At 60.4% G+C, this 13,718-nt stretch carries 10 protein-coding genes and 2 pseudogenes; 8 read left to right on the top strand and 4 right to left on the bottom strand.

Translation table 11 applies throughout. The features are described from left to right. Positions 1-2 precede the first annotated feature (2 nt). Entirely contained in the window at positions 3-359 is a 357-nt protein-coding gene (locus ATY29_RS18175) for a cupin domain-containing protein (protein ID WP_097532935.1), read from the top strand. Here the strand turns inward: ATY29_RS18175 and ATY29_RS37770 are convergent. Next, positions 350-637, bottom strand: a complete 288-nt coding sequence (locus ATY29_RS37770) for a hypothetical protein (protein WP_025417839.1) — start codon at positions 635-637, stop codon at positions 350-352. The genes ATY29_RS18175 and ATY29_RS37770 overlap by 10 nt on opposite strands. A gap of 251 nt (positions 638-888) precedes the next feature. Between ATY29_RS37770 and ATY29_RS18165 the strand changes: the two genes are divergently transcribed. From ATY29_RS18165 to ATY29_RS18155, 3 genes are all read left to right on the top strand, one after another. Continuing rightward, a complete protein-coding gene (locus ATY29_RS18165; RefSeq protein WP_097532934.1) occupies positions 889-2,166 on the top strand; it encodes an NAD(P)/FAD-dependent oxidoreductase in 1,278 nt (425 codons plus the stop codon). Next, positions 2,163-3,617: an aldehyde dehydrogenase family protein gene (locus tag ATY29_RS18160; RefSeq protein ID WP_097532933.1), complete on the top strand. Its 1,455-nt coding sequence runs from the start codon at positions 2,163-2,165 to the stop codon at positions 3,615-3,617. Before ATY29_RS18165 ends, ATY29_RS18160 begins: the two co-directional genes overlap by 4 nt. Before the next feature lie 262 nt (positions 3,618-3,879). Further along, positions 3,880-5,337: an NAD-dependent succinate-semialdehyde dehydrogenase gene (locus tag ATY29_RS18155; RefSeq protein ID WP_025417836.1), complete on the top strand. Its 1,458-nt coding sequence runs from the start codon at positions 3,880-3,882 to the stop codon at positions 5,335-5,337. 303 nt (positions 5,338-5,640) lie between these two features. On the opposite strand, the gene ATY29_RS18150 is transcribed toward ATY29_RS18155, so the two are convergent. Beyond that, a complete protein-coding gene (locus ATY29_RS18150; protein ID WP_025417835.1) occupies positions 5,641-6,309 on the bottom strand; it encodes a haloacid dehalogenase type II in 669 nt (222 codons plus the stop codon). A gap of 399 nt (positions 6,310-6,708) precedes the next feature. Between ATY29_RS18150 and ATY29_RS18145 the strand changes: the two genes are divergently transcribed. Continuing rightward, complete coding sequence (locus ATY29_RS18145) at positions 6,709-7,542, top strand: GNAT family N-acetyltransferase (protein WP_025417834.1); 834 nt, start codon at positions 6,709-6,711, stop codon at positions 7,540-7,542. A gap of 13 nt (positions 7,543-7,555) precedes the next feature. Further along, the gene (locus ATY29_RS18140; RefSeq protein ID WP_097532932.1) at positions 7,556-8,932 is read left to right on the top strand and encodes an aspartate aminotransferase family protein; all 1,377 of its coding nucleotides are present in this window, start codon (positions 7,556-7,558) and stop codon (positions 8,930-8,932) included. A gap of 198 nt (positions 8,933-9,130) precedes the next feature. Here ATY29_RS18140 and ATY29_RS18135 read toward each other — a convergent pair whose 3' ends face one another. Next, positions 9,131-9,607, bottom strand: a complete 477-nt coding sequence (locus ATY29_RS18135) for an Lrp/AsnC family transcriptional regulator (protein ID WP_003572365.1) — start codon at positions 9,605-9,607, stop codon at positions 9,131-9,133. 401 nt (positions 9,608-10,008) lie between these two features. Here ATY29_RS18135 and ATY29_RS18130 point away from each other — a divergent pair, with 401 nt between their 5' ends. Both ATY29_RS18130 and ATY29_RS18120 read left to right on the top strand, forming a co-directional pair. Then, the gene (locus ATY29_RS18130) at positions 10,009-10,914 is read left to right on the top strand and encodes a sensor domain-containing diguanylate cyclase (protein WP_097532931.1); all 906 of its coding nucleotides are present in this window, start codon (positions 10,009-10,011) and stop codon (positions 10,912-10,914) included. Positions 10,915-11,205: 291 nt separating this feature from the next. After that, positions 11,206-12,623: pseudogene (locus ATY29_RS18120) on the top strand (ISNCY family transposase). A gap of 6 nt (positions 12,624-12,629) precedes the next feature. On the opposite strand, the pseudogene ATY29_RS18115 reads toward ATY29_RS18120, so the two are convergent. Continuing rightward, positions 12,630-13,368 (bottom strand): annotated as a pseudogene (locus ATY29_RS18115) (hypothetical protein). Positions 13,369-13,718: the final 350 nt, after the last annotated feature.

The raw sequence follows: 13,718 nt of genomic DNA, 5'->3' as shown, positions 1-13,718 counted from the left end.
ACATGTCGCTTCTGTTGACTATCGATACCGATCCGAATTTTGCCCCAAAGCAGGCCGTGCCGGACCCAGAACGGCTGATTTCAGGCAATCCGGCCTACAAGACCTGGGCACAGGATGCCTCAAAAGGTGAAAAGGTGCTCACCGGCATTTGGGAGGCGACGCCCGGCGAACACCATTCGATCAAGGGCACGGTCTACGAATTCTGCCACATCCTTTCCGGTGTTGTCGAAATCGATGAGAAAGGCGGCGAGACGATGACCTATCGAGCTGGCGACAGCTTCGTGATGAAGCCCGGTTTTGTCGGCGTCTGGCGTACCATCGAAACCGTGCGCAAGATCTACGTTTGCGTTTACGACTGAGCACTCGCCGACGAGGCGCGCCGAATGACGGCGCGCCTCTCATATCGGCTGATGTCTGAAAAGCAGATCGGGGCGGCCGATCCGGTTATCTCGCCAAGCCGATCCGGCGGGAACCCGCCCGAGGCGCTGCTCCAAACGACGTCGCGGTCGGTCCCAAATATGTCGTCTGGTCCCAAGGTGCTTCGTTTGCCTTCAGAGGCTGATACGCTTTTCGCCTCGATGAGCAGCATGGGTTTACCGGTCATCATGTCACTCCCATTTTTGGTGCCGGTGCCCATCCGCACCTCGGTGCCGGGCCGTTGTTCGCCCGGCTTCCTTGAATCCGGGCAAGGGACAGAATGCTGCATAGATCCGAATCTGTGGCTTCCGGGGGTGGACTGCGGGGTTGGCGCATAAACAGAATATGCTGTGGTTTGCTGCCCCGAACACAGGCGATTGTTGCGAAACAAGGCCGCCCGCGCCGCACTCCTCCAACGCAAGCGGGCATATACTCCATGCATTCAAATTGACGAGCAGAAGGCATACGCCAATGAAATTTGCTTCCTACTGGCATGATACCTCGATCCCATTCGCCGGAAGCAGCGCCGACCCGGTCTCGGGCGATTTCGAGGTTGCGGTGATCGGAGCCGGCTTCACCGGGCTCAATGCCGCGCGCACGCTGGCCCAATCCGGTGCGAAGGTCGCTCTGCTGGAAGCCGAGCACGTTGGGTATGGTGCGTCCGGCCGCAATGGCGGGCACCTTAACAGCGGTCATTTCGCAAGCTTTGGCGCCGCCAGGCAGCATCTCGGAGAAGACCGGGCGCGCCGCTTGTGGCGCGCCTATGATGATTCGATCGACATGATCGAACGGATCATCGAGGAAGAAAAGATCGCCTGCGACTTCCGCAGGGGCGGCAAGCTCAAACTTGCCGCGAAGCCGTCTCATGTCAGCAAGCTGCAGGCGATGTCCGAAGAAATCCGTCGTGAGGTCGACCCCTCAGCCGAATGGCTTACGCGCGAGGATCTCCGCAAGGAGGTGGTATCGGATGCCTTCCATGGCGGGATTCTCTATCCGAAATCCGCCATGATGCATATGGGGCGCTACGCCAACGGCATGGCGGAAGCGGCCCACCGCCATGGCGCGGTGATCTGGGAGCGGAACCCGGTCACCGGCCGAGAGCAGGTGCCCAATGGTTGGCGGCTCACCACATCGACCGGCTCGCTCACAACGCGCCAGGTCATCCTGGCGACCGACGCCTATACGCCAAGCGCCTTTAACTATTTCCGCCGAAGGCTGATGCCAATCGCTTCCTTCATCATTGCGACACGTCCGCTAACCCCGCAGGAGGTCGCCGCGACGGTTCCCGGCAACCGCAACTTCACCAACTCGCTCAACATTTCCAACTATTTCCGCCTGACGCCCGACAACCGCATGCTGTTCGGGGGGAGGGCGAGATTTTCGGCCGTGTCCAACCAGAAAACCGACGTCAGCTCCGGCCAGCTTTTGCGCCAGCAGATGGTCGGCATGTTTCCGCAGCTTTCAGACGTCGAGATCGATTATTGCTGGGGCGGCCTCGTCGGTTGCACGCAAGACCGTTATCCCCGCGCGGGCAACGCCGACGGTGTCATTTACAGCATGGGCTATTCCGGCCATGGCGCCCAGTTGTCGACCCTCATGGGCAGCGCGCTGGCCAATATGGCGATGGGGCGCAAGGACGCCAATCCGCTCGACGGCTTCGCCTGGCCCGCTGTTCCGATGCATACCGGAAACCCGTGGTTCCTGCCCGTCGTCGGTGCCTATTACCGCGTTAAGGACCTTGTCGGATGACAGCACCTCTCGAACACCTGTCCCGCGGCGGTCGTCTCGACAAATTCTTCATCGACGGTCAATGGCTCGAAGCCAGGGGCGCCGCCAAGGGCACCTTGGTCAATCCTGCCACGGAAGAGGCTGTGACGCGGTTTGCGCTTGGAAACCACTGGGATGTCGACGCTGCGGTTTCCGCGGCCCGGCGGGCCTTTGCCACCTGGAGCCGTACCGAGCCGAACTATCGTATCGGACTGCTTGATCGCCTGCAGGCGCTGCTCGAAGCGCGCAGCGAGCTCTTCGCACAATGCCTGAGCCTCGAAATGGGCGCGGCGATCGGATATGCCCGCACCGCGCAAGTGCCGCTGGCGATCGCCCATGTCAAGGCCGCTCGTGATGTCCTGCAAGCATTCCCCTTCATCAAGCAGCGCGGCCACACCGCCATCGCCCACGAACCGATCGGCGTCTGCGCGCTCATCACGCCATGGAACTGGCCGCTCTACCAGATCACCGCCAAGGTTTCGCCGGCGCTCGCCGCAGGCTGCACGGTCGTGCTGAAGCCCAGCGAGCTTTCTCCCCTCGACGCGCTGCTGTTTGCGGAGGCGATCGAGGAAGCGGGTTTTCCTGCTGGCGTCTTCAACCTCGTCAATGGCGACGGCCCGTCCGTCGGTTCGGCTCTCGCGTCCCATCCGGATGTGGACATGATTTCCATTACCGGCTCTACCCGGGCGGGAATCGCGGTGGCCCAGGCGGCCGCGCCGACCGTCAAACGCGTCGCCCAGGAGCTCGGCGGTAAGTCCCCGAACGTGATCCTGCCGGACGCCGATCTCGATTTCGCCGTTTCCATGGGCATCGCCGCTGCCTTCCGCAATCTCGGCCAATCATGCAGCGCGCCGACGCGGATGATCGTGCCGCGGGCGCGACTGCCCGAAATCGAGTCGCTCGCCAGAAAAGCCGCAGACAAGATCGTGATCGGTGATCCCCTCTCAGAAGCCACTACGCACGGTGCGATCGCCAACCGCGCCCAGTTCGATCGGATCCAGACCATGATCGGCGTTGGTATTGCCGAAGGCGCAACGCTCGTCGCCGGCGGCGAGGGTCGCCCCGCCGGTCTGAATGCAGGCTTCTACGTTAAGCCGACGATTTTCTCGGACGTGCACACGGAGATGCGCATCGCCCAGGAGGAGATCTTCGGCCCAGTTCTCTGCCTCATTCCCTACGACACGGTTGAGGAGGCCATCACCATCGCCAACCATACTGTCTACGGCCTGGGTGCGCATGTGCAGGGCGGGAATATGGACGTCGTTAGGGACGTCGCGTCCCAGATCCGCTGCGGTCAGGTGCATCTCAACTACCCTACCTGGGATCCACACGCGCCTTTTGGCGGCTTCAAGCAATCTGGAAATGGGCGCGAGTACGGCGTTGAGGGCATGCTGGAATATCTCGAGGTGAAATCTATCCTCGGCTACTTCTAGAGCATGATGCCGAGGCCCGACTGCGCGTTTGGGATCCCTTCGCGGTCGACTGTACGGCATGCTTGCCCTCTGCCGCGCCGAGATGACTGTGACATCGCTGAAAACGTTATTTTCCACCGCAGCGGCCCCCACAGTCGATGCATGCTGCTTGTCCCGTTTCGGTAGGCTTTGTTCAGAAACACGCATCGATGACGGCGCAAGACCGAATTCATCCAACACGGTGGCTCTTGCGGCCGCAGCCAATGGTCAGAGAGGAAACCAGATGCTTGAGTTGAGAGACAAAGACCTTTTCCAGCAGGCAGGCCTGATCGACGGAATCTGGTCGCCTGCAACTTCGGGCCAGACGGTGAGCGTCGTCAATCCCGCCACCCAGGAGAACCTTGGCACTGTTCCGGACATGGGGACCGCCGAGACCCGCGCGGCAATCGAGGCAGCGCAGGCAGCTTTCGCGTCGTGGAAGAAGAGGACACACGCCGAACGCGCCGTTCTGCTCGAGCGTTGGTACGCGCTGATGATCGAAAATCTCGAGGATCTGGCGCTGCTCATCACGCTTGAACAGGGTAAGCCACTCGATGAATCGCGTGTCGAGGTCCGTTACGGTGCTTCCTTCGTCAAATGGTTTGCCGAAGAGGCTCGCCGCATCGGCGGCCACACCATTCCCTCACCGACACCGGATCGCCGCATCGTCGTGCTCAAGGAGGCGGTCGGCGTCTGCGCCATCGTCACCCCGTGGAATTTCCCGATCGCCATGATCACCCGAAAAGTGGCGCCTGCCTTGGCGGCCGGCTGTACGGTTGTCATCAAGCCTTCGGAGTTCACACCCTATTCGGCGCTCGCCATGGGTGTCCTTGCCGAGCGTGCCGGCATTCCGGCAGGCGTGATCAACATCGTCACCGGCATGCCGACGCAGATCGGCAACGAGTTCATGGTAAACCCGACGGTGCGCAAGATCTCCTTCACCGGCTCGACCCGGATCGGCTCGCTGTTGATGCGCGGCGCCGCCGACAGCGTGAAGCGGCTCTCCCTCGAACTGGGCGGCAATGCACCGTTCATCGTCTTTAACGATGCCGATCTCGATCTCGCGGTCGAAGGCGCCATCATGGCCAAGTTCCGCAACGGCGGCCAGACCTGCGTCTGCGCCAACCGCATCCTGGTGCAGGCCGGGGTGTACGACGCCTTTGCCGAGAAGCTCGGCGCCCGCGTCAAGGCCATGAAGGTCGGTCCCGGAACGGAACCAGGCACTGTCGTCGGCCCGATGATCAACGCTGCGGCCATCGAAAAGATCACCCGCCATGTCGACGACGCTCTGGGCAAGGGCGCCAGGATTTCCGCCCGGAGCAGCTCGGTGGCGGAAGGGCCGCAATACGCCGCGCCCATGGTGCTGACGGAGGCGACGACCGATATGTTGCTCGCCAGCGAAGAAACCTTTGGCCCCGTTGCTCCGCTCTTCCGTTTCGAGACGGAAGAACAGGCGATTGCAATCGCCAACGGCACACCCTTCGGCCTTGCTGCCTATTTCTACACCGAAAACCTGAAGCGCTCCTGGCGCGTCGGCGAAGCCCTCGAATTCGGCATGATCGGACTCAACACCGGCGCGATTTCCACCGAAGTCGCCCCCTTCGGCGGCGTCAAGCAGTCCGGCCTCGGCCGCGAGGGAGCGCAGGTCGGCATCGAGGAATATCTCGAAATGAAGAGCTTCCACATCGGCGGGCTGAGCTGAGCCTGGCGCGCTAGCGAGATGAGAACCGGCAATGTGGCGCACGCGGGCGCCACATTTTTGCGTAACGGCCATCGCGACACACATCTTGGCAATCTCGGGCTTCGATCGATCCGGCTGCAGGCCGGCCCTCGAGCTTTACGTCTTTGGAGAGTTCGCGTGGTCCTCACAGGCAGGCTTAAGGCCGACAAGGAGGGAACCACATTGTAGGGGCGCTACGGCCACTATCGAATTGCGAGTCTGCGAGCACGATCAACCACTTCGAGGAATGCGCGGGCAGACACGCCCGCGCATTCCTCGTTTGGGTCAGAGACCGAAAACGCCCGGCAGGCCGGAAATGTCGGCGATCTCGACATAGCCATAGTACGGGTTGGCGGGTTCATGGCGGCGGTTGACCCACACCTTGTTCTTGATGCCGATATCGTTGGCCGACATAAGGTCATAGCGGAACGACGAGGAGCAGTGCACGACATCTTCGGGGCCGCATCCAAGCATGTCGAACATATATTCAAAGGCCTGCAGGCGCGGCTTGTAGGCCTGTGCCTGTTCGGCGGTGTAAACCGCATGGAACGGAGCGCCGAGCTTTTCGACATTCGACATGATTTGCGAATTCATCGCGTTCGACAGGATCACCAGCGGGATTTCCTTCGCGACCTTCGCAAGGCCAGCCGGCACATCCGCATGCGGACCCCAGGTCGGCACCCGCTCATAGACCATGCGAGCGTCTTCTTCGTTGAACTTGATACCGTTGCGCTTGCAGGTGCGCTCGATCGAATTGTGAACGACCTCGGCATAGGACTTCCAGTCACCCAGAACCTCGTCAAGGCGATAGGCGGCGAAATTGCGGATGAACTCGGCCATCCGCGCCTCGTCGAGCTGGTTGCGGTAAAGGTCACGGGCCGCTTCCGCCATCTGGAAGTTGGTCAGTGTGCCGTAGCAGTCGAAGGTGACGTATTTCGGGCGCAAGAGGGTCATGGGCATATCCTTTGGAGAGTGAACCGGGGCATGTGAAGTCATAATAGACGCGTCCCGCCCCCTGCTTGCCTGAATGTGGCGGCTGGCGAAGCAGATTATTTTGTATCCAAAGCGGCTTTGGCAGATGCTTGTGCATCTCAACCCTCCGGTAAATGCTGAACGACGGGGGACGGGAGCTGCGTCCCCCTATATTATATTGCTCTGCTTCGATCAGCTCATCGCACTGGAGACGGCTATTGCATCAGCCTGGCCGGTCGCAGCGAGCTCTGGGCACATGCCAGCATAAGATGCGGCGGGCGACAAAGGGAAAACGATAAGATACCGCTCGAAGCGCAGCCTTCAGACGATTAGCCAACCCGCACTCCTTCACACTTCCACTTGAGAAATGAAGGAAATGTCATGCAGACAAGCCAGATCGATTTTGCCGCTTTCGGCACCGAACACCTGGGTGCCGCCGTCCAGCTGTCGCGGCAGGCCGGCTGGCCCCATCGCGTTCAGGATTGGGAGATGGCGCTCGCCTTGAGCAAGGGCGTCGTGGCCATTGAGAACGACCGGGTGGTCGGCACCGTGCTCGTGACCCCCTACAAGCAGGATTGCGCCACGATCAATATGGTCATCGTCGATGAAACCATGCGCGGCCGCGGCCTTGGCCGCAAGCTCATGCATGCTGCAATAGAGCTTGCCGGCGAACGACCGCTCCGGCTTGTTGCAACCGCCGAGGGCCTTCCCCTCTACGAGAAGCTCGGCTTCCGCCAGACCGGCCGCATTCTGCAGCATCAGGGCATCGCAGCAGAAGTGGCCACGCCGATGACCACGTCAGCCGCCACCATGACCGATTTCTCCGCGGTCACCGAACTCGATCGGCAGGCCTTCGGCGCCGATCGCGCCGATCTGATCGCCTATCTCGCCAAGGTCGGTGAACTCGCCGTGGTCCGCCGCGACGGAGGCGTCGCCGGTTTTGCAGTGCTTCGCACCTTCGGCCGGGGCGAGGTCATCGGCCCCGTCGTTGCCGGCAACCTGGAAGACGCCAAAGCACTCGTCGCGCATTTCATCGCACTGCGGCCCGGCGCGTTCCTCAGAATCGATACCACAGCTGCATCAGGACTGTCCGACTGGGTGGCCGAACAAGGTTTCGCCCATGTCGGCGGCGGCATCGCCATGATGAAGCCCTCGTTTCCCGGCGCCGAACCCGTCGCCACTATCTTCGCCCTCGCCAACCAGGCACTCGGCTGATCCGGAGAGCAACATGTACAGCAATTCTCTTGTCGAACTCGACCGCGCCCATCTGGTCCACCCTGTCGCCTCCTACCGCAATCACGAAAGGCTCGGCGTACGTGTGCTCGCTTCCGCCAAGGGGGCGACTGTGACCGATGCTTCCGGCAAGCAGCTGGTCGATGGCTTTGCCGGCCTATGGTGCGTCAATGCCGGTTACGGTCATGAATCAATCGTCGAGGCGGCAGCGCGGCAGATGCGCGAATTGCCTTATGCGACCACCTATTTCGGTCTCGGCTCGGAACCGGCGATCCGGCTTGCCGCGGCATTGGCCGAACGGGCGCCGGGGGATCTCAACCATGTGTACTTCACGCTCGGCGGGTCGGATGCCGTCGATAGCACGATCCGGTTCATCCGCTACTACTGGATCGCCCGCGGCCAGCCGCAGCGCGACCAATTCATCTCCATCGAGCAAGGCTATCACGGTTCATCGACCGTCGGGGCAGGATTGACGGCGCTTCCGTTATTCCACGCCGGCTTCGGCATCCCCTTCGACTGGCAGCATAAAATCCCCTCACATTACGCCTACCGCAACCCTGTCGGCCAGGATCCGCAGGCCATCATCAACGCCTCCCTCGCGGCACTGCGGCGCAAGGTCGGAGAGATCGGCCCGGAGCGCGTCGCCGCCTTTTATGCCGAACCCATCCAGGGCTCCGGCGGCGTGCTGGTGCCGCCGAAGGGCTGGATGAAGGCGATGCGCGGGCTCTGCAGTGAGCTCGGAATCCTCTTTGTCGCCGATGAAGTGATCACCGCCTTCGGCCGCACCGGCCCGCTCTTTGCGTGCGAGGAGGACGAGATCGTTCCAGACTTCATCACCACGGCGAAGGGCCTGACCTCCGGCTATGTGCCGATGGGCGCGGTCTTCATGACCGACCACGTTTACCAGACGATCGCCGATGGCGCCGGCGGTGCAGCCGTCGGTCACGGCTATACCTATTCGGCCCATCCCGTCAGCGCCGCTGTCGGCCTCGAAGTGCTTAATCTTTATGAAAAGGGCCTCCTGGAGAACGGCCGCAAGGCCGGTGCACGGCTGATGCAAGGACTTGTGGGTCTCAAGGACCATCCGCTCGTCGGTGACGTGCGCGGTCGCGGCATGCTGGCCGCCATCGAGCTGGTGGTCGACAAGGAAAGGAAGACACTATTGCCGGCAGCCGCCGACCCGGCGCGCCGGGTCTTCGACCGCGCCTGGGAAAACGGCCTGGTCATCCGCGCCTTCGCCAACGGCGTCCTCGGCTATGCGCCGCCGCTTTGCTGCACCGACGCCGATATCGACGCCATCATCGAGCGCACGCGCAGAACGCTGGATGACACGCTTGATGACCCCGATATACGCGCGGCCATGAAGGGCTGACCGCAGCCAACTGCTGATACAGCAACCCATAACAAGTTGTGCCGCACCACCTGCTGGAGCTGGTGCGCCCGCAAAGGGCTCAACCGATCGCCCCATCGCAAGCAGCACTCCTTTTGATCGGAGAAAAACGTGTGGTGCAAGGCGATGTCACGCGTGCATTCTGACCTTGTTGCCGCCGCGGCCGGGCCGACAATCGCACTAAAGCGGAAACAGGCTCGTCAATGGCATGTGCGATTTGACGATGGGCGATTTCAGAACGACGAAACTGAAATACTTGTCGATGCCGATCTCCATATCGGAGAGCCGCTCCATGATCGTCTGGTATTCGCCGATGCCGGCCGTCACGAATTTCAACAGATAGTCGTAGCCGCCAGAGACCAGATGGCATTCGATCACCTGATCGATCTTCTCGACAGTTGTCAGGAACCGGGCGAAATCGATCTGCCGGTGATTTTTGAGGGTGATCTCCGTGAAAACGGTCAGCGTCTGGCCGAGTTTGGCGACGTTGATCTGCGCGGAATAACCCTCGATATAGCCTTCCGACTGGAGCTTCTTCACCCGCATCAGGCAGGGGCTCGGCGACAGGTTGACGAGCTCGGCGAGCTCGACATTGGTGACACGGCCATTCTTCTGCAACTCATGCAGAATTTTTACATCGATCCGGTCGAGTTTCATCGTTCCACTCCGCCTGTCGAACCTGCCAACGCCGCAGCATATTGTGCCGCCACCTCGCCACACTACCACATTGAAGGCGCGAGTCGATCGCGATTCGCCGGCCCCGGGAGGGACAAACAGGATGCTGCCGGGCCTCTGACAGCATTTTATGCTGTCCTCCGGCGACGCGGTGGTGCCGCCGAGGTCCTGGGTGAGCGCGCCCGCGCCTTTGACCGCTTCCGCGGCGCGCATGAGACGGGCCGAAGCACTCTGCTCGCCGAGTGCAGGAGGGGCAGGGGTAGAGCTAGTTTGGCTGTCGCGGCCAATAATATTGCGATAGCGGCATCGCATCCATCATCTTTTTAGGTTTTGCTAACATAGTCTGATTCTATCGTTGTTTTGAAAATGCTTGGAACAGTCGAATGACCAAGATATCGGAGCGGCTCGCGGGTTTGAGTGAGGAGAGTGCAGTCCTGATTGCGCTTTACGATCAGGATGATCGTTTGCGCTATGCAAACGCCGCGTTTCGTTCCACCTACGCCTTGGAAGCTGAGGAAACGCCCTTATGGGCTGATCTCATGCGACGAAATACCAAGGCGGGGAAGGGCACGATCATCAAGACCGCCGACTTCGAGACATGGCTGGTCTCGGCACAGTCGCGGCGTGGCAAGCTCCCGTTCCGTGCCTTCGAAACCGATGTGGCCGACGGAAGATGGTTCTGGATGACCGAGACCGTCCAGGGCGACGGATGGATGCTATGCATCGCCAGCGACATCACGCCTATGAAGACGAGCGAGCGTGACCTAAGGCAAGATCGTGATTTTGCCTTGCGGGCTTCGCAGACGGACGAACTGACCAGCGTCTCCAACCGCCGCTTCATGATGGCAGCGCTCGAGAGCATGGTCGCGCGCCAGGCATTGGCGCAGTCGGTCAGCGGCTGCGCCTGCATCATGGATCTAGATTACTTCAAACGCATAAACGACGTTTACGGACATCAAGCTGGAGACGGCGTGCTCATCGATTTTGCACGCCGCGTCCAGCCTCTGGTTCGCCGCCGCGACAGTTTTGGGCGCATCGGCGGTGAGGAATTCATGTTGATCTTGCCCGATACGACGCTCGGGCAAGGCGAACTGATCGTCGACCGGATCCTTATGGCGGTTCGAGGCGCGCGGCCCATCCGCTCGGCGCCGACATTCTCTTATACCTGCTCGGCTGGGCTCGCCGAATTACACCCGGGCGAGACGGCACGCGAACTTTACGCCCGGGCGGACGAGGCGCTTTACCATGCAAAACAAAGCGGTCGAGACCGGTTGAAGATCGTCGCCTAAGGGAAAGAGTTATCGACCGCTGAGAAAGGCGGATATGACCTTGAAGCGGACGTCCATGCGGCCAAAGGGCGCGCGCATCGAACGCTTCCTTCTGCTATTCGTGTGAGTTAAGCAACCAGTTCCATAATTCAGCTTATGCCGCAAAGTTGTGTAAGGGCTATTTAGTAATGCGACAGTTGGGCCAGTTAGAGATGCGACAGTCTCGCCTCTCGACGCACTGGTCAAAGCCAACGTTGGGAGCAAGGATGACGATCTTCAGCCTGGTTGAGACCATGAGCGGTCGGAGTCGTCATGTCCTGTTTGATCACCATGTCGCAGAAAGAGTTGCATCGCCTCGAACTTATTCAGAAGATCCGTGACGAACGTCTGAGCGTCGTCAAGGCTGCCGAACGGCTCGACCTCAGTCGAAGCCAGGTCCATCGGCTGCTGCAGGCTTATGACCAGTATGGTCCGGCCGGGCTCGTTTCTAAGAAGCGATCTCAACCGAGCAACCGGCGCCACAGCGAGGAATTTCGCAATGCGGCGCTGGACCTGATCCGCGAGCGCTATCTGGATTTCGGTCCGACGCTGGCGCGCGAGAAGCTGATCGAGCTGCACCGGATCTCTGTGGCCAAGGAAACGCTGCGGCAATGGATGACCGAGGCCGGCATCTGGATCTCGCGTCGCGAGCGCAAGAAGCGGGTTTTCCAGCCACGCGGCCGGCGCGACTGCTTTGGTGAGCTGGTGCAGATCGACGGGTCGCATCACTGGTGGTTCGAGAACCGCGGGCCCAAATGCGCCCTGCTCGTCTATATCGACGATGCCACCGGAAAGCTCTTACATCTTCGCTTTGCTGGATCGGAGAATACGTTCGACTATCTGCATGCGACGAAGGCCTATCTGCAGCAATGGGGCAAGCCGCTGGCTTTCTACAGCGACAAGCACGGCGTCTTTCGCTCCACCCATGCGTCGGAGAAAGACCGCACGAGTGGTCTGACGCAGTTCGGTCGGGCGCTTTATGAGCTGAACATCGACATTATCTGCGCCAACACTCCGCAGGCCAAGGGCCGGGTGGAGCGTGCCAACCAGACATTGCAGGATCGACTGGTCAAGGAGATGCGGCTTCGCGGCATTGATACGATCGAAGCTGCCAATGCCTATGCGGCTGAGTTCATTGCTGATTTCAACGCGCGTTTTGGCAAGCCGCCACGTAATCCGAAGGATATGCATCGGCCACTGGCCGATCATGAGAATCTCGATGGTGCCATGTGCCGCAAGGAAGTCCGTACCCTGTCGCAGTCCCACTGCGTTACGACAAGGTGCTGTTCATTCTCGATCCGACCGAGATTTCCAGACCTTTGGCCGGTCAGAAAGTGATCGTTTGCGACTATCCGGACGGCCGGCTCGAGATCATGCACGAGAGCTTTGCCCTGCCCTACAGAACTTTCGATACGTTACGCTCGGTGCATCGTGCCGAGGTTGTCGACAACAAGCGGCTGGACGACATGCTGTCAATTGTCGCCGAGATGCAGGCCGGACGCCAACAGCAGCGCAGCAAGAGCGGCCCTCGCCGCACTGGCCAGACGGATCATATGTTCGCCATTCGCGACGGCAGCACCGCCAACGGCTATCAGAAGCGGGGACGCAAGCCGAGGACAGATTACATGAACGATCCGACGGTGATTGCACGGCGAGAGAAAGCGTTATTGAGGCAGCCAGCGGCGGAATAAAAATCGTCAGTGCACGCCGATGTCGCTCTGCGTATCCGATTCCAATTGCAAGCAGGCGGACCAAAGTGGTGTCTTGTGGAAGGATCCGTCCTGGAAGAGTGTGAGCCCTTCTCTTGCCTCATAGAGCAAGCCGAGCCAGCACAAGCGTCGAAAGACGCCGTATTTTAGATCGGATTTCAGCTCCCAGGCTTCTATGGTCATTTCGGTTTCTGAAAGAGGCGCCAGATCTGGATAGAGGATCTTCACAACATCCAATGGCGTACAACCTTCTCTGGCTTTGATGTTGAGAAGGTTGAGGAACATGCGCCACCAGCGTAACCGCGCTTGGACCTCCTCTTCCCGCTCGGTGGCGTGGACATAGGAATAGAGGTAATCTGTGGCGACCAGATCGAAGAAGGCTTGCGGGTTCATCAGGAACTCCCGGCCGCGTCTGGTTGGCAGCAGCACATCCTTTCTCCGGCGCAGCAGGCTTTAGATGACGGGTCATGTCGCGCACCACCCAAAGCGGCGGCATGTCGCTTTCATTGAGCACCTTGTTCATGCTGTAGAGATCTTTTGCTGTGAAGTCGGGCCAGAGGAAGTTCACAGCGGCCCAATGCACGAACTTGCGGTTCATGGCGCCGGTCGCCGTCAATCCAATGCCACCTTCACCGTCAGCATAGGCAACGGACAGAAGCATGCCGCGAACAAGTGGTGACAGCGCGGCGACGTCGACGTCACCCTGCAACTTGATTTCCGGAAGCATCGTGCGGCTTTGATCCCTACCCTGCCTCATCAGGTGCGAATGAGTATCAGTCGGCGACGAAACAATTGCTACTGAGAAAGCTAAAGCCGAGAGGAGTGTTATCACCCGCCCCCGCTCCGCCATTTCAACCCGGCCCAGCCGGTCGGATCGGGGGCTGCCATCAGCGCCAGCGACGATGCTGAGTGTCGCATTTCTAAGTGGCTGAGGACGTCGCGCCTCAATAGTTCCGGACCAGATTTACCGGGAGGGCTACAACTGGACCTTCCGTGCCTCGCGCCAACAGATCGACGATTTCCTGTCGTCGACGACGCTGCTCGCCGAATTCGGCCCTGCGAATTATTTCGAAACCT

This window comes from Rhizobium hidalgonense (assembly GCF_002914525.1).
GTDB classification, from domain to species: domain Bacteria; phylum Pseudomonadota; class Alphaproteobacteria; order Rhizobiales; family Rhizobiaceae; genus Rhizobium; species Rhizobium hidalgonense.
The sequence above is the reverse complement of the archived record's forward strand: the minus strand, read 5'-3'. Positions and strand labels throughout refer to the sequence as shown.